Below are 13,960 nucleotides of genomic sequence, written 5' to 3' on the forward strand. Positions count from 1 at the left end.
TTCCTGCTGCGAGCAAAAGTGCATCGGCCTACAAGAATCCGACGTTTACGTATTGCAAATTATTTATCGAGATTTTCTGCAGCGGAACGCACTAACGATTCATCGGTGATGAAGTAACGATTCGGATCGCCTTGGTCGGCTGAGCCCAAGGCAACAGCCGACGCCGGTACTGACGGACCGCTGATTTTGGCGGATAGATGCACTGCATCTATCCGTGCGCGGCCAATCAATACCGGTATATCTTCGGGCCGAACACCGCCGCCAGCCATGATTTCAACCTCCGTATTCAGCGATTTCATTTGTTTCAGCACAGCAAGCCCATCAATTGCTCGATGCGCCTGGCCCGAGCTGAGCACGCGATGCACGTTCAAACCAGCAAGCGTTTTCAGAGCAGCTATCGGATCAGCCACATGATCGATGGCCCGGTGAAAAGTAATGACGGTGTCTGCGGATTGATCGAGAACCGCAGCGATGAGCCTGCTGGTTGCGGGTACGTCGATCGTCCCATCTCGCCGCAAAGCCCCCAGCACTACGCCAGCAACGCCTTGGCGGGCAAGCATCCGCGCCTCGCGCTCGGCGGTTGCGAGCTCGGATTCGTCATAGTGGAAGTCGCCGGGCCGGGGCCGGAGCGAAACGTTTACCGGCAGCGTTCCGGCTTCCATGCAGGCGTCCACTAATCCGGCTGAAGGAGTCAGCCCGCCGAGCTCTAGCCCACTGCACAATTCAACCCGATTCGCTCCTCCTGCCTGCGCAGCTGCGGCACCGGACGCGGAGGCAATGGCGATTTCGAGCTGTACTGCTCGGATTGGTTGCACAGGGACCTGCGCCGTCATTGAATAGAAACCGCTTGGATTGACATGGTGCATTGAACATCTGGATTGATGTCAGTTGCTATGTGGCGCCTTATTGTGTTGGCAACGCGGGAAATGACTTCCGGTGTTCGGCGATCAACACTCACGCCGACCCGAGCAATAATTCGTAGGCCATCATTCTTTTTTCCACGGCAACGGTTCGTACTGGCGGTGCGTCTTTACCACTGACAAAGGCAACTAATTGATCGGCGGCCGAGCTGAGCACGCTTTGTGGTGGGTACAGCTCAGTAATGCCGTCTACGCCCGGGACAACTTCATTGAGGGCGTCAATCAGTGCTGTCGAGCTGGGTAGAGGCTGTTCCTCGTTCACTGATCACCATCCTCATCCATCTGCTGAATATCGACTATTGCAATGTCGATTCCACTAATCACGAATTGCGTGTGCATTTCCAAAGCAGTTCGAACCTTTTTGCGCAGTTGACCAGCTAAGCCCTGTAGCGGCTGTCCCCAAAGTGCAGTGACCCGGATATCTACCCTAATCTCTGCGTTCGGATCGGTCACATCGCCTTCAAGTCTGCAGCGACCAATCATTGCGTTTTCAAGCTGATCTCCGGCTGCGCGAATCAAAGAGATTATCGCGCCTTCAGTCTGGCTCAGTTCATCAGATTCTTCGGATTCAACAGTAGGCGGCGCTTCAAGCGGGATTTCCCGGCCAGAACGCGCGTCCAAAGCGATATTGCTAAAGATGGATCCAAGCCAGTCGGTGTCGGCGTCCGAGCGCTCCGTTGAATCGAAGTCGACGAGTTCGGAGGTTAGCGAATTAAGCTGTTCCAACGCTCGGAGCGCATTTTGGCACTCAGCACAGGAATCGATGTACGGATTGGCCGGACTTTTGCCAGCCGCTAAATAGTCGCTGAGTTCATCGAGGGAGTGGCCGCAACTGAGGATATCGGTTGTTTTGCTCATCGCCATTCCTCCATTTCCTTCATTAGGGTAGCTCTTGCTCGGGCCAATTGCCCGCGGACCGCCGTCGTGCTCATGCTGAGCTGATCGGCTATTTCTTCGTAGCTGTTCTCACCAATTTCCCGTAGCGTCCAACATCGTCGTTGCGCTTCGGGAAGCCGCCCCAAGGCTTCGGACAGTGCGCTCATTTGAGAACCAGCTAGTGCTTTACGTTCTGGTGACTCAGCCGCCGACGCTGCAACGTCGGCGTCGTCCAGATCGGTATTGTCCTTCCGTTTACGGATCAGATCAATACTTTTATGGCTGACTATGCGCATCAACCAGCTTTTGACCTTTGCCGGTTCGGCCAAGGTATCCAATGTTTTCCAAACGACGACGAGTGCTTCCTGGACTACGTCCTCGGCTTCCGCATTCGAATTCAGCAGGCGAGAGGCATAGGACCGCATCAATATTGCGTAGCGACGAGCCAGTGTTTCAAAGGCAGGTACGTCTCCATCTAGCGCCCGTTCGACCAAAAAGCGTCACTCGCCGTGCTGATCTTCGGCACAATTCTCGCTTTCATCTGGTTTTCGCCCACCTTACCCTTTCCGATAGCCCCCGATAACTAACCAAGACAATGGGCTGGTGTTGGTGTCTTTCACAACACCACCCCATTGCGCAAAGGACTAGTCCTTCTTCTTGAAGCCGTCCAACAACTTCTCGCCTGCCGCTTTGAGGTTCGCGCCAGCGTCTGCTGCGAAGTCTTTGACGTTCTCAACAGCATCCTTGGCGCCAGCTTCAGCCTGATCAGCTTTGCCTTCTGCCTTGAGCTCGTTGTTGTCAGTAACGTTTCCTACAGCTTCTTTGGCGTTTCCGGCCAAGTCCTGCAGTTTGTTTTCTGCTTTATCTTCGATTCCCATTGTTTTCTCCTTATTATTTGAGGTTGATCGGACCTATTGAACCCGATGCTGGGGCGACCATCCGGTACGAACACCGGTACTGATCGAAATCAAAAGGGGCATTTTCTTGCCGAGCAAACTGTCCAAGCCATTGGCTAGGAACTCCACCGAATCAGCAAGCTCTCGAGGCGAAGCACCTTTACGTGCTTGGATCGACACCTTCAACCCGGAGGGATCTGCTTTCTTGCGAGTCTTCCACGCGCTCACTGAGGTACTGAGTACCCATGGATCGTTAGCAAGTGCGTCCTTCAAACTGCTAGCTGCAATATCGTTATGTAGTGTCAGATTACCTTCGGATCCGGTCTGGCGGTCCAAAATTCCGGTCCGACCGCCGCCTTGCGAGCCAATCCAAGAAATAAGCAGGATGACTAGGATCAGCGTTGTGGCAAGTAGTGCGATCCAGATCCAGCTCAATTCTAGTCCAGCTAGCTGGATTTGGGTGGCTTGGAGCTGATCAGAGATGAAGGTTCCCGCAGTTTTAGTCCAATCGAGCCAGAGCTCTTTGGCTTTTGGTAAGATCCCAGTCAGCAGCGTGGCGATGCCTGCGGCGATCAGCACGATGGCGATCAAAAAGATTATGGTGCGGTTGAGTCCGCGACGGGTGGCGTTCATGCTCCAACAGCTCCTTGTGGATTGATAGTCACCTTGGCCGTGAAGCTCTTTGCCAATTTCCAGGACGCAATTTCGGCATCGAGCTGCGTTTGTACAGCTTCGCTATTGACCGGAACCCCTGAGGTCGGTCGAATATCCATCGTGGCTTTGCGGCCATGGACTGAGGCGAATACTTGCTGCGGTTGCACGCTTGCCGCGGTGCTTGCAGTTCGGGCCAAGGCCTCAGCAACAACCGAGTCGTCAACTACTACAGCGGCGCGATCACTTTCAAATACTCGACGAGCTTTGCGGCCACTACCTGAGGCAATGATCAATACGAGTAGCCCGATGATTGCTAAGCCTGCGCCTGCGGCGATCAAACCGGCAGGTAGCGTTTGATTGGGTAGCTCCGCTACCCAGCTCGCGATGACATCTGGACTAGCCAACAAAGCGTTCCGATTCAGTAGCTGAAAGACAATCTCAGTGCCTTGCCACAGCAGAACCAGTATCAAAACAATCGCAAAGATCACCGAGCTGGTGGCTCTTGAGCGATGAGTTTCGCGGCGAACAATTCGACGGGTCGAGGGGGCTGGTGTGTTCAAAATCGTTGAATTCGCTGATTGAGCGCTCATTGGATTGCAGCCTTCCCTTCGATAATCGTGCTAGTTAGATCGATGTCGATGCGGCTGACCAAAGATCCGGTCAACTCTTCTGCCCGACTACCCAGTTCCCGTCGAGCAATTTCGGTCCGGCGGGAAATGTCGCCGCCACCGACGTTGAGGATCGAGGCGTCTTTGGCGATTGCGGCCAAAGAGGGTACCGCGATCGGCACACTGACCGCGACGGCGAGCTTGCCGGCGTCGTCAGTGGCATTGGCTTTCACCTGATAGGTCTTGAGGCCAAAAGCATCAGCCGCAACCGCCGCCAGCACCCGATTCAGTGCCGTCCGGGTGATCCGGGTGAAGCCGGCTTGACTTGCTCGGGACGTGTCGGCGGCCGGGCTCATGAGGAGGTCCACTTGCCCGTGAGTGCGTCGATTACGCCGAGAAAATCAAGTTTTCCTTCAGCTGCGCGGCCGAGGATTGCGCCAAATGCCATGAAGATCAGCATCAAGATGAATCCCCAAAAGCCCCAAGCAAGAGCTGCTGCTAGGAAGGCGCCTACTGCGATTCCAGTTACTGTGCTGCTCATTCGACTCGGCTCCCTGAAGTGATGTTCTTCGCGGTTTCGGTGTTCTTTGGCTCTTCCTTGGTCTGGGAATCGTCCTTGTGGTCGGAAGCGATATGAATGTCGCTGACCGTAATGTTTACTTCGACGACATCTAGGCCAACGAGCTTCTCAACTGCTGAGTAAACTGCTGAACGAACCTCGTCGGCGACGGCCTTAAGCGGCTTCGGGTACTCGACCACCATGGTGATATCTACGGCTACCTGCTTTTCGCCAACTTCAACCGAGATGCCTTGGGTGAGGTCGGTATTTCCGACGGCGTCGCGGATTGCGCCGATAGCGCGGGCTGCGCCGCCGCCCAGAGCGTAAACGCCAGAGACTTCGCGGGTAGCAATGCCGACAACTTTGGCAACTACCGAATCTTCAATGGTGGTCTTGCCTGCATTGTCGTTACCATTTTGGCTGACAACGTTCTTAGCGTCTTTGGCTTCGTGTTGGGCGGCTGGCTTTACCGAGGTGGGTTGAGTGCTCATGTCGTTCTCCTTCGTGATGTTCGCTTGCTTTCATGAGTAAGTCGTTAGCGGCTCATGAAATGTCACGCAAAAGATTTTGTGAACTGCATCACATGTCGAAATGACCTTTCGCGATGGTTCCTGTGTGGTTCGTTCAGCAGCTCTCGATAGACTGGTGCAGCACCAAGAAATATCCTGCAACAGGGTGAAAGCGAGGGGTAGGTGCAAGCTGGCGGCAGCCAAAAAGGCAATCAAGACGGCCGTGAGCCGCGCCCGGTATCCAAACCTATTCCGGCTGTCGAACAGTCGAGGCAAAACCTGGCGGCTAAACGAGGGCTACGTCGACTTGTCCGCGGCGAGGCGCCGCCTACTGCACCGATGAGCATCGTTGATCGACTTGCCGGTAGCCCCTATGCAAACCCGATGATTCAGGTTGGTGGCGTTGACAACTCCGCCCGCCGTGCCATTGATTTCAGCCTGCTGCTTGCCGAAACGATGTTTCGCTTTGGCGCTGGAGCGCTCGAAGTAGAGACAAGCATTATTGCGGTTACCGCAGCTTTTGGGCTAAGGAATGTTGAAGTTGACATCACCAACCAGTCCATCAACATCAATCACGCACCAAAAAAATACCCCGCCGATTACTTTGCTCCGAGTAGTTAGGTCATGGACCAATAACTTTGCTGGCCTAGCCGGAGTCTATCAACTAGTCACCGAGATCGTTTCCGGTGAAGTCACGCGCGAGCAGGCCGACCAGCGTCTGAAAGGGATTCTGCATCAGCCCAAGCCATATCCGCGCTGGATGGTGACCCTGGCTAGTGGAGTCTTCGCGGCATGCGTCGTCGGCGTTATCGGTGGTGGCATCTGGGCCGCCTTAATTGCGCTCGGCTCATCATTGCTGGTGAGTCTGTTGAATCGAAAACTTTCCCGTTGGCGCGTGCCAGACTTCTTCGCCACCGCAACAAGTTCCTTTCTCATTACCGCGATTGCTTTGGCCTTTGCTGTCTTCCATGCGCCAATTTCGCCCGGAGCAATTGTTACCGGCGGCATTTTGTTGCTCTTGCCTTCTGGCCGGCTGGTTTCAGCAGTCCAAGACGCGATTAACGGCTTTCCAGTTACCGCAGCTGGACGATTTCTTTCCGTGTTCCTTACCTTTGGCGCAATTGTCTCGGGAATCGCGGTGGCTTCAGTTTTTGGCGCGCTGTTTACCGATCAACGGCAGAATCTTTTACAGAGCTCGGATTTAGTGCCGCCGCCGTTAGCTCTGATCCTGATTCTGGTCTTGTTCGCCACGGTATTGATTGGGATAGCAGAACAGGCCCTAGCTAAGTTGTTGCTTCCTACCGCGGTTACCGGGCTGATCGGCTACTTAGTCTTGTATTTCAGCATGCAGCATGCAGCATGCAGCATGCAGCTTGTCATAGGTCCACGATTGGCGCCAGCAATCGCTGCCGTTGCGGTCGGCATCGTGGCGCGACTAATCGCGTTACGGCTTGGTGCGCCGCAACTAGTAGTTGCCGTGCCTTCGATTTTGTTCTTGCTCACCGGGCTGTCTATGTTCCGGGCGATGTTTGCTCTGACCGTTGCCACTGAGTCTTCGCTTGACGGTGTGGTGGGGCTCTTCAACGCATTAGTTGTCATTTTGGGCGTTGCCGCTGGCATGGTCCTTGGCGACAATTCGGCAAGGCCACTTAAGCGCGGCAACGTTTCAGCCGAAGCTAGGCGAAACCGTCGGCGCTAGGTAGGTTATTTGAGCAGCTTCGACATCCGGCGATCTGCCAATAGCTTTCCGCCGGTCTGGCAACGTGGACAGTATTGAAGGGTTCGGTCAGCGAAGGCAACTTCTCGCACCGTGTCACCACATTCCGGACAGTCTTGGCCGGTGCGGGCATGCACACGCATTCCTGATCGTTTGGTGTCTTTAAGGTCGGATGCAGGTCTTCCGCTCGCGGCCTCCACTGCTTCACGGAGAATTGACTTTATTGACTGATAAAGCGCTGCCATCTGGTCCTCAGTGAGCGAATTGCTGGCCGCGAAAGGCGACAACCGTGCTAAGTGCAATATCTCATCGCTATAAGCGTTGCCAATGCCCGCGATCATTTTCTGATCTCGCAGTACGTCTTTGATCTGAGCCCGTTTGGGCGCCAAGATCGCTTTCAGCACCTCAAGGGTGAACTCATCGGATAAGGGATCCGGGCCCAGGGTGATGATCCCCGGGACTTCGTCTTGGCTACGAACCAGATAGATTGCCAAACTTTTGCGGGTGCCGGCTTCCGTCAAATCAATCTTTGCATCGTTAAATATCATCCGCGCCGTGATGTAGCCGCCCGGTTTGACGGGAGCTGGCTTCTCACCGGCCGACTTTGCCGCATACTTCAACCAACCCGCTTTAGCGAGATGGAAAATCAAATGTATTCCACTAGGATCCGAAGCCGATGCGCCAAACTCGATATCGACAAATTTGCCGTGCCTACGCACTGATTCGACTGCCCGTCGCAGTATTTCTTCGGGTTGGACGCCGGCAGTTTTAAGCGCGGTAAATGAAGCGATTTGCAACGATTCGAGCAGCTGGCCACGAAGCACACTGCTCAGATAAGTACTCAGCCCTACAAGTTCTGGTAATTCCGGCATGTGACCATTCTGCCGCGAAGGGCCGACAAAATCTCTAGCCTTTAGATCTTCCCGATGGGTTCCTTCTTCTCAGCTTGGAACCGATCTTCACTGCGGCCACAGGCCCAATAACCGGAAATCGATACTTGGTTACGTTCCAAACCACGTTGTTTAAAGAGCACATCACGCAAAGCCTTAACGTATTCGCGCTCGCCGTGCACGAAGGCGTGCACTGTGCCTTCTGGCCATACGGACGTCGAAACGGCTTCGATAAGTTTCGAACTAGTACCGGCGGCGGCGCCGTCGCGCAGGATCCACTGGACTTCGAGGCCGGATGGTGCTGAGACTTTTTGCACATCCGCTTGACTGCCTACTTCGATGAAGGCGAGTCCTTGCGCGGACTCTGGAAGTGACTCAATTCCGGCCGCGATCGCCGGCAACGCCGACTCGTCACCTGCGAAAAGGTGCCAATCAGCTTCGGGATTCGGCGCGTAGCCGCCCCCGGGGCCGGAGATGATGAGCCGATCACCTGGTTGTGCGGTTGCTGCCAACGGCCCGGCAAGACCTTCGTCGCCGTGCACAACAAAATCGATCGCAAGCTGTGCTTGCTCCTGGTCCACCCAGCGAATCGTGTAGGTTCTGGTGACTGGCCATTGCTCTCGTGGGAGCGACTCACGTAGTGCAAATACATCTACCGGTTCGGGGTACTCAACGCCAGCTTGCAAGAAATGGATCTTGACGTACTGATCAGTGCTGAGATTCGGTTGAAAATCAGCGAAGCCGGCGCCGCCCGCGATCACCCGCACCATGTGCTCACTGAGCTTTTCGGTGCGGATTACGGTCAAATTGGTTTGCGGGCGAGGCTTGGCAGCTGGCGCAACAGTCATAATGGCTCCTTAGGTTTGCCTAAGTAGCCTAACGCACTTGCCAATCGATCGGCGTCGAACCTTGTTTAGCGAGTAGTTCATTCACTCGGCTGAAAGGCCGAGACCCAAAGAAGCCTCGAGAGGCGGAAAGCGGGCTGGGGTGCGATGAGGCTACGGTTGGCGCTCCTTCAAGCAGTGGTGTCAGGTTCCGGGCGTCATTGCCCCACAGCAGCGCAACTAGCGGTTGATGGCTGCCGTCGGCGGTTCGTCTGGCAACTATTGCTTTGATAGCTTCTTCGGTGATTTCTTCCCAGCCTTTTTTGCGGTGCGAAGCGGGCGTGCCGGGCCGCACACTGAGTACCCGATTCAGCAGCAGCAAGCCCTGGCCAGCCCAGCTACTGAGATCACCATGTTCAGCCGGGGCGATGCCAAGGTCTTCGCGTAGTTCTTTGTAGATGTTGCTCAAACTGCGGGGGATGGGGCGAACGTCACGTTCGACGGCGAAGGAGAGGCCAATTGGGTGGCCGAACGTCGGGTACGGGTCTTGTCCTACGACGAGCACTTTGACCTCGGCCAGCGACTGTTCGAACGCACGCAGTACATTCTTTGGTGCGGGCAAGAAACCTGGGCCGCCATCGTTCTTCTGTGCAGTTTCTAATTCACTACGGAGGAATTCCCCCATCGCCTTGAGCTGTGCCTCAACTGGGGCCAAGGCGATCGCCCAGTCCGGGCTAAGGCTGCTTAACGGGTCGGAGGCGAGAATTTTGAGGGCTTCGCGATTACTGAGGTTCAACGGCACAAAATTCATTGTTCCAGATTCGTTGTTCCCGGCGCGATCCCTCAGCGGTAGCGTCACGACCATGAGTGCGGAATTGGAACTCGGTGATTTCATTGCCAAGTTCACACCGGAAATGCAGAATTTTATTCGAAGTTGCCGGGCAAAAATGCAGAACCGATTCCCGGACGCGGTTCAACTGGTTTATGATAACTACAACTTTCTCGTGATCGCCTTTGGGCCAACGTCGAAAGCATCCGAGGCAATTTTCTCACTCGCCAGCTACGCTCGCGGGGTGAATCTTTGTTTTGGCCAGCGAGCGTCGGAGCTACCCGATCCCACCTCAATCCTGCGTGGAAGTGGCTCGCAAACTCACACAGTAGCTTTGATATCAGCCAATGATCTTGACCGCGAGGATGTCTCAGCGCTCATTTGTGCGGCTCTGAACCTCGCGTCAAAGCCGATGGCGGCTTCCGAAGGGGCGGAATTGTGCATCAAATCAATCTCAGCCAAGCAGTGTCCGCGCCGCTGACCCGATGGAATTTTGAGCATGGCGTACCTGACCGAATGACAACCATGTGATTCGCCACTATCATGGAACAAGAGCAATGTGCTGGACAAAGGAGATAGGGGAGTGTCGTGGCTGAAGCGATGTCGCTCACGCTTGAAGAACTCAACGCCGGCATTCACCCTGGAGAAACTGCTTTGGCCGAACGTGACCAGCAGATTCTGGCGCTAGAGCGTCATTGGTGGAAGTACGCTGGCGCCAAAGAGCAAGCAGTTCGCGAGCTCTTCGACTTGTCCTCAACGCACTACTATCAGATCCTCAACGCATTGATCGATACCGAGGACGCGCTTGCTTATGACCCCATGCTGGTCAAGAGATTGCGTAGACTACGTACAACGCGCCAACGCGCCAGGACGGCACGCCGCCTGGGAAACTGACGGTTCAGTAGTGACCGTCGATGACGGCCATAGCACCGAAGGACGCCCCACGTAGATGAGCAATTACCCGCGCGATGAATTCGATAACATCCCGGAATCCTCCTCGAGGCAGGGCGTGCACCGCACCGCAATGGCTGCGCCGCGCCGCAGTCTCTGGCCGATCCTCGTGTTTGCCGTTGTGGCCTTAGTCGTTGGCGGCGTCGCGTTTTTTGCGATCTCCAGGCTGCCTGGAAGTCCGGCAGATGCTCAGGGTGGCGACAAGTCCAGTAGCGCTTCAGCAAGCTCGCAGACGTCGTCGTCACCAAGCTCTGCAGCGCCGACTACGCCACCGGCTACGGCGTCGAGCACTCCTCCAACTTCTACCCCGCCGCCTCCGCCGCCCGTTGACAAAACTCAACCAGTCAACGTTTATAACGCCACTTTGACTGCCGGGCTCGGCGCCAGAGTAAGTCAGCAAGTTCGAAACGATGGCTGGACTGTGGGGGCTACGACGAATTGGCAGGGCCCGGCCCAGCCGAGCTCGGTCATTTTCTACAACGGCGCCGCGCAGAAGCCGAATGCTGATGAACTTGGCAAGTTGCTAGGCATCACTCGCTTGGTGGACACGGCAGATCTCGGCATCCCCCTAGCGGTAGTTCTTGGTCCTGGCGCTCAGTAATTCGGGTCACGTCTGCATAACGTTCTGCTGAATTAACGGGATGAAGCCGCCAGAGAAGAGTGATCTTCGTTACAGTGGTGAGCCAAGGTCCGTACAACGTCGTGCGGACCCGTTCCAGAGCGAATTACAGTGAAAAACGAACAAAGGAAACACCATGGCGCAAGGAACCGTTAAGTGGTTCAACGCTGAAAAGGGCTTCGGCTTCATCACGGTTGACGGCGATGGGGGCGACGTCTTCGTGCATTGGGCTGCAATCGAAATGGACGGCTACCGTTCTCTCGAAGAAGGCCAGCGAGTCGAGTTCGATATCGGTCAAGGCCAAAAGGGCGCGCAGGCGGAAAAGGTCCGCGGAGCCTAAACCACCAGTTTGACTGGTTGTGCAGAGGGGGGGGTCACCAATTGGTGGACCCCCCTCTGTCTTGGCGATGAAATTCGCGCTGGCCTCAGGCGGCTAGTGGTATACCTTTGGCATCCGTGCGGAAGTTATCGGAACTAACCAGGATGAGAATTCCTTCGATAATGCCCCAGATCACGGAAACGAAGGATAGGAAGCCCAGCGACAACACGGTGATGACTAATTGCGCTACCGCTTTGCCGGTGTAGCCAAGATAGAAATTGTGCACACCGAAGGCGCCTAGAAAGATGCCCAGTAGCCCGGCAAGTGCTTTGCTTTTGGCCGGGGGCCCGCATAACCGGGTGTTGGTTGCCCGAGATTGGGTGATGCACCGTCTTCGACCTTATCGCTCGGGCTGAATTGGTTTTGGCTCATGAAAATCACTCCTTCTTCTCAACAACATTCCGCCGGAGAAATCTAGCTTCCGCAACGGATCCTGCGTTTCCTAAAACGCTAGTGAAGAAGCGGCGCCAACTCTAGGAATTCCGGTGTAAATGGGGGATATATCGGGGAATTCCCTGAGTGCTTCGGCCAGGTTGGCATTTCGCGGTAAGCCAAAGGCAGACCGTGGTGGGCCCCTCTGCTTGCACTCTCACCCTTCGAGTGCTAATTATTGAGTTAGCACTCTCCCGTTCTGACTGCTAAATGCAGTTGTCGTGGGCGAGTTGGTTGGGCCGGTGAGGCGCTTCGCGCAATGTACCGAATTCATTGTTCGCAGTGGCCGTCCGTCGCGGGCATCGAGACCTGACCACGTTCCGACATGATTGTCCCGAAAGGACTGAAGCCTCCATGGCCAAGATCATTGCATTCGATGAAGAGGCGCGCCGCGGTCTCGAGCGGGGTTTGAACATCCTCGCCGACGCCGTCAAGGTCACCCTCGGCCCGCGTGGCCGTAACGTCGTGCTCGAAAAGAAGTGGGGCGCTCCCACGATCACCAACGATGGTGTATCCATCGCCAAGGAGATCGAGCTAGAGGACCCCTATGAGAAGATCGGCGCTGAGCTGGTCAAGGAAGTTGCCAAGAAGACTGATGAAGTCGCTGGCGACGGAACCACCACCGCTACGGTGCTGGCCCAGGCACTCGTTCGCGAAGGCTTGCGCAACGTCGCAGCTGGCGCGGACCCGCTAAGCCTCAAGCGCGGCATCGAGAAGGCCGTTGCTGCGGTTACCGAGCAGCTGCTGGCTTCCGCTAAGGAAGTTGAGACCAAAGAAGAGATCGCGGCAACCGCATCGATCTCGGCTGCTGACACCCAGATCGGTGCACTTATCGCCGAAGCTCTGGACAAAGTTGGTAAAGAAGGTGTCATCACGGTCGAGGAATCCAATACCTTCGGCCTGGAGCTTGAGCTAACCGAAGGCATGCGCTTCGACAAGGGCTACATCTCGCAGTACTTCGTCACCGACGCTGAGCGTCAGGAGACGGTACTCGAAGATCCCTACATCTTGATCGTCAGCTCGAAGATTTCCAACGTCAAAGACATGGTCGGAATCTTGGAGAAGGTCATGCAGTCCAGCAAGTCGTTGCTGATCATTGCAGAAGACGTCGAGACCGAAGCTTTGGCGACTTTGATCGTCAACAAGGTCCGTGGCCTGTTCAAGTCGGTTGCCGTCAAGGCTCCCGGCTTTGGCGATCGCCGCAAGGCTCAGTTGGCAGATATTGCCATCTTGACCGGTGGCCAGGTCATCTCGGAAGAGGTCGGCTTGAGCTTGGAAAACGCAACCGTGGATCTGCTTGGCCAGGCTCGCAAGGTTGTTGTTACCAAGGACGAGACCACCATCGTTGAAGGCGCGGGCGACGCTGAGCAGATCGCTGGCCGCGTTGCTCAGATTCGCGCAGAGATCGAGAACACCGATTCTGACTACGACCGCGAGAAGCTGCAGGAACGTCTGGCCAAGCTGGCCGGCGGCGTTGCAGTAATCAAGGCCGGTTCTGCTACTGAGGTCGAGCTCAAAGAGCGCAAGCACCGCATTGAAGACGCAGTCCGTAACGCAAAGGCTGCTGTCGAAGAAGGCATCGTCCCCGGCGGTGGCGTGGCGCTGATCCAGGCTGGCGTAAAAGCGTTCGAAACCTTGCAACTCGAAGGTGACGAAGCTACCGGCGCGAACATCGTCAAGGTTGCTATCGATGCTCCGCTCAAGCAGATCGCGATCAACGCTGGCCTTGAGCCCGGCGTCGTCGTTGACAAGGTTCGCGGTCTGCCCGTTGGACACGGCCTCAACGCTGCTACCGGCGTATACGAGGACCTGTTGGCCGCTGGCGTCAACGACCCGGTAAAGGTTACTCGCTCTGCTCTGCAGAACGCGGCCTCCATTGCTGGCTTGTTCCTCACCACGGAAGTTGTGGTTGCAGATAAGCCGCAGAAGAATGTTCCGGCAGCGCCGGGCGGAGACGAAATGGGCGGTATGGGCGGGTTCTAATCCGTCCTAGCGCTAAAATCTCTTAGTTCGAAAACTGCGTCCCGCTGAGTCTTTAGATTCAGCGGGACGCAGTTTTTTCTACCCAGTTAGTTTGCCAGTTCGGTGGGACATAATTCCCGGGAGCGAGTGTTGTTTTCGCCCGCGATCCGGCGTGCCAGCGCGTGCAGCGCTTTGGCCAAACTAAGCCGGAGTCGCTTGTTTGGTCGCGGGGCGACCGGAAAATGCTCGACGACGGGTGCGTCGGGAAGCGCGGACTGTGCACGCTCTCGACTGTGGTCCAGAGCTTGGAACGGCATGAACATGCGGGTACTCCT

21 protein-coding genes and 1 pseudogene are annotated in these 13,960 nt (G+C 55.8%); 7 read left to right on the forward strand and 15 right to left on the reverse strand.

The features are described 5' to 3' along the window. Positions 1–59: 59 nt before the first annotated feature. The 10 genes from RSAL33209_RS01925 to RSAL33209_RS01970 form a co-directional block, all read right to left on the reverse strand. Positions 60–833 (reverse strand): copper homeostasis protein CutC, encoded by a 774-nt coding sequence (locus RSAL33209_RS01925; RefSeq protein ID WP_049759046.1) that lies wholly within the window; start codon positions 831–833, stop codon positions 60–62. Positions 834–954: 121 nt separating this feature from the next. Next, on the reverse strand, positions 955–1,182 hold the full coding sequence (locus RSAL33209_RS01930) for a hypothetical protein (RefSeq protein ID WP_012243916.1): 228 nt from the start codon (positions 1,180–1,182) through the stop codon (positions 955–957). Next, positions 1,179–1,778 (reverse strand): Asp23/Gls24 family envelope stress response protein, encoded by a 600-nt coding sequence (locus RSAL33209_RS01935; RefSeq protein ID WP_233494247.1) that lies wholly within the window; start codon positions 1,776–1,778, stop codon positions 1,179–1,181. Before RSAL33209_RS01935 ends, RSAL33209_RS01930 begins: the two co-directional genes overlap by 4 nt. Beyond that, positions 1,775–2,290: an RNA polymerase sigma factor gene (locus tag RSAL33209_RS01940; RefSeq protein ID WP_012243918.1), complete on the reverse strand. Its 516-nt coding sequence runs from the start codon at positions 2,288–2,290 to the stop codon at positions 1,775–1,777. Before RSAL33209_RS01940 ends, RSAL33209_RS01935 begins: the two co-directional genes overlap by 4 nt. A 150-nt stretch (positions 2,291–2,440) precedes the next feature. After that, positions 2,441–2,674 (reverse strand): CsbD family protein, encoded by a 234-nt coding sequence (locus RSAL33209_RS01945; RefSeq protein ID WP_012243919.1) that lies wholly within the window; start codon positions 2,672–2,674, stop codon positions 2,441–2,443. Between the two features lie 33 nt (positions 2,675–2,707). Continuing rightward, positions 2,708–3,325 carry an Asp23/Gls24 family envelope stress response protein gene (locus RSAL33209_RS01950; protein ID WP_012243920.1) on the reverse strand — a complete coding sequence of 206 codons (618 nt, stop codon included), beginning with the start codon at positions 3,323–3,325 and terminating at the stop codon, positions 2,708–2,710. Further along, positions 3,322–3,936: a hypothetical protein gene (locus RSAL33209_RS01955; protein WP_012243921.1), complete on the reverse strand. Its 615-nt coding sequence runs from the start codon at positions 3,934–3,936 to the stop codon at positions 3,322–3,324. The genes RSAL33209_RS01950 and RSAL33209_RS01955 overlap by 4 nt, the downstream gene beginning before the upstream one ends. Next, the gene (locus tag RSAL33209_RS01960; RefSeq protein ID WP_049758774.1) at positions 3,933–4,310 is read right to left on the reverse strand and encodes a hypothetical protein; all 378 of its coding nucleotides are present in this window, start codon (positions 4,308–4,310) and stop codon (positions 3,933–3,935) included. Before RSAL33209_RS01960 ends, RSAL33209_RS01955 begins: the two co-directional genes overlap by 4 nt. Beyond that, on the reverse strand, positions 4,307–4,495 hold the full coding sequence (locus RSAL33209_RS01965) for a hypothetical protein (RefSeq protein WP_012243923.1): 189 nt from the start codon (positions 4,493–4,495) through the stop codon (positions 4,307–4,309). The genes RSAL33209_RS01960 and RSAL33209_RS01965 overlap by 4 nt, the downstream gene beginning before the upstream one ends. Then, positions 4,492–5,004, reverse strand: a complete 513-nt coding sequence (locus RSAL33209_RS01970) for an Asp23/Gls24 family envelope stress response protein (RefSeq protein WP_012243924.1) — start codon at positions 5,002–5,004, stop codon at positions 4,492–4,494. Before RSAL33209_RS01970 ends, RSAL33209_RS01965 begins: the two co-directional genes overlap by 4 nt. A gap of 474 nt (positions 5,005–5,478) precedes the next feature. On the opposite strand from RSAL33209_RS01970, the pseudogene RSAL33209_RS19915 reads away from it, so the two are divergent. Together RSAL33209_RS19915 and RSAL33209_RS19920 are read left to right on the forward strand one after the other, a co-directional pair. After that, positions 5,479–6,112 (forward strand): annotated as a pseudogene (locus RSAL33209_RS19915) (threonine/serine exporter family protein); the annotation flags it as partial. A gap of 114 nt (positions 6,113–6,226) precedes the next feature. Beyond that, positions 6,227–6,721 carry a threonine/serine exporter family protein gene (locus RSAL33209_RS19920; RefSeq protein WP_411740992.1) on the forward strand — a complete coding sequence of 165 codons (495 nt, stop codon included), beginning with the start codon at positions 6,227–6,229 and terminating at the stop codon, positions 6,719–6,721. Positions 6,722–6,726: 5 nt separating this feature from the next. Here RSAL33209_RS19920 and RSAL33209_RS01980 read toward each other — a convergent pair whose 3' ends face one another. Genes RSAL33209_RS01980 through RSAL33209_RS01990 form a run of 3 tightly spaced genes read right to left on the reverse strand, consistent with a single transcriptional unit; the run spans position 6,727 to position 9,264 of the window. After that, entirely contained in the window at positions 6,727–7,611 is an 885-nt protein-coding gene (locus RSAL33209_RS01980) for an Fpg/Nei family DNA glycosylase (RefSeq protein WP_012243927.1), read from the reverse strand. Positions 7,612–7,652: 41 nt separating this feature from the next. Further along, the gene (locus RSAL33209_RS01985; RefSeq protein WP_012243928.1) at positions 7,653–8,477 is read right to left on the reverse strand and encodes a siderophore-interacting protein; all 825 of its coding nucleotides are present in this window, start codon (positions 8,475–8,477) and stop codon (positions 7,653–7,655) included. Between the two features lie 28 nt (positions 8,478–8,505). Further along, entirely contained in the window at positions 8,506–9,264 is a 759-nt protein-coding gene (locus RSAL33209_RS01990) for a uracil-DNA glycosylase (RefSeq protein ID WP_049759047.1), read from the reverse strand. 52 nt (positions 9,265–9,316) lie between these two features. On the opposite strand from RSAL33209_RS01990, the gene RSAL33209_RS01995 reads away from it, so the two are divergent. From RSAL33209_RS01995 to RSAL33209_RS02010, 4 genes are all read left to right on the forward strand, one after another. Continuing rightward, entirely contained in the window at positions 9,317–9,763 is a 447-nt protein-coding gene (locus RSAL33209_RS01995) for a hypothetical protein (protein WP_041684303.1), read from the forward strand. A gap of 119 nt (positions 9,764–9,882) precedes the next feature. Then, a complete protein-coding gene (locus tag RSAL33209_RS02000) occupies positions 9,883–10,176 on the forward strand; it encodes a DUF3263 domain-containing protein (protein WP_049759048.1) in 294 nt (97 codons plus the stop codon). A 55-nt stretch (positions 10,177–10,231) separates the two neighbouring features. Then, complete coding sequence (locus RSAL33209_RS02005) at positions 10,232–10,834, forward strand: LytR C-terminal domain-containing protein (protein ID WP_012243932.1); 603 nt, start codon at positions 10,232–10,234, stop codon at positions 10,832–10,834. A 154-nt stretch (positions 10,835–10,988) separates the two neighbouring features. After that, positions 10,989–11,192: a cold-shock protein gene (locus tag RSAL33209_RS02010; protein ID WP_012243933.1), complete on the forward strand. Its 204-nt coding sequence runs from the start codon at positions 10,989–10,991 to the stop codon at positions 11,190–11,192. An 85-nt stretch (positions 11,193–11,277) separates the two neighbouring features. Here the strand turns inward: RSAL33209_RS02010 and RSAL33209_RS19105 are convergent, their stop codons facing one another. Further along, on the reverse strand, positions 11,278–11,556 hold the full coding sequence (locus RSAL33209_RS19105; RefSeq protein WP_049758776.1) for a TM2 domain-containing protein: 279 nt from the start codon (positions 11,554–11,556) through the stop codon (positions 11,278–11,280). A 461-nt stretch (positions 11,557–12,017) separates the two neighbouring features. Here RSAL33209_RS19105 and groL point away from each other — a divergent pair, with 461 nt between their 5' ends. Further along, positions 12,018–13,646, forward strand: coding sequence for a chaperonin GroEL (groL, locus tag RSAL33209_RS02020; protein ID WP_012243936.1), 1,629 nt, complete (start codon positions 12,018–12,020; stop codon positions 13,644–13,646). An 86-nt stretch (positions 13,647–13,732) separates the two neighbouring features. Here groL and RSAL33209_RS02025 read toward each other — a convergent pair whose 3' ends face one another. After that, a complete protein-coding gene (locus RSAL33209_RS02025) occupies positions 13,733–13,948 on the reverse strand; it encodes a hypothetical protein (RefSeq protein ID WP_041684304.1) in 216 nt (71 codons plus the stop codon). Between the last annotated feature and the right edge of the window lie 12 nt (positions 13,949–13,960).

The sequence above is a fragment of the Renibacterium salmoninarum ATCC 33209 genome, assembly GCF_000018885.1.
GTDB lineage: Bacteria > Actinomycetota > Actinomycetes > Actinomycetales > Micrococcaceae > Renibacterium > Renibacterium salmoninarum.

Coding starts and splice junctions, on each gene's coding strand:
- RSAL33209_RS01925 (WP_049759046.1), bottom strand. CDS start 833: ATGACGGCGCAGGTCCCTGTGCAACCAATCCGAGCAGTACAGCTCGAA.
- RSAL33209_RS01935 (WP_233494247.1), bottom strand. CDS start 1,778: ATGAGCAAAACAACCGATATCCTCAGTTGCGGCCACTCCCTCGATGAA.
- RSAL33209_RS01945 (WP_012243919.1), bottom strand. CDS start 2,674: ATGGGAATCGAAGATAAAGCAGAAAACAAACTGCAGGACTTGGCCGGA.
- RSAL33209_RS01950 (WP_012243920.1), bottom strand. CDS start 3,325: ATGAACGCCACCCGTCGCGGACTCAACCGCACCATAATCTTTTTGATC.
- RSAL33209_RS01955 (WP_012243921.1), bottom strand. CDS start 3,936: ATGAGCGCTCAATCAGCGAATTCAACGATTTTGAACACACCAGCCCCC.
- RSAL33209_RS01960 (WP_049758774.1), bottom strand. CDS start 4,310: ATGAGCCCGGCCGCCGACACGTCCCGAGCAAGTCAAGCCGGCTTCACC.
- RSAL33209_RS01965 (WP_012243923.1), bottom strand. CDS start 4,495: ATGAGCAGCACAGTAACTGGAATCGCAGTAGGCGCCTTCCTAGCAGCA.
- RSAL33209_RS01970 (WP_012243924.1), bottom strand. CDS start 5,004: ATGAGCACTCAACCCACCTCGGTAAAGCCAGCCGCCCAACACGAAGCC.
- RSAL33209_RS01980 (WP_012243927.1), bottom strand. CDS start 7,611: ATGCCGGAATTACCAGAACTTGTAGGGCTGAGTACTTATCTGAGCAGT.
- RSAL33209_RS01985 (WP_012243928.1), bottom strand. CDS start 8,477: ATGACTGTTGCGCCAGCTGCCAAGCCTCGCCCGCAAACCAATTTGACC.
- RSAL33209_RS01990 (WP_049759047.1), bottom strand. CDS start 9,264: ATGAATTTTGTGCCGTTGAACCTCAGTAATCGCGAAGCCCTCAAAATT.
- RSAL33209_RS01995 (WP_041684303.1), top strand. CDS start 9,317: ATGAGTGCGGAATTGGAACTCGGTGATTTCATTGCCAAGTTCACACCG.
- RSAL33209_RS02000 (WP_049759048.1), top strand. CDS start 9,883: ATGTCGCTCACGCTTGAAGAACTCAACGCCGGCATTCACCCTGGAGAA.
- RSAL33209_RS02005 (WP_012243932.1), top strand. CDS start 10,232: ATGAGCAATTACCCGCGCGATGAATTCGATAACATCCCGGAATCCTCC.
- RSAL33209_RS02010 (WP_012243933.1), top strand. CDS start 10,989: ATGGCGCAAGGAACCGTTAAGTGGTTCAACGCTGAAAAGGGCTTCGGC.
- groL (WP_012243936.1), top strand. CDS start 12,018: ATGGCCAAGATCATTGCATTCGATGAAGAGGCGCGCCGCGGTCTCGAG.
- RSAL33209_RS02025 (WP_041684304.1), bottom strand. CDS start 13,948: ATGTTCATGCCGTTCCAAGCTCTGGACCACAGTCGAGAGCGTGCACAG.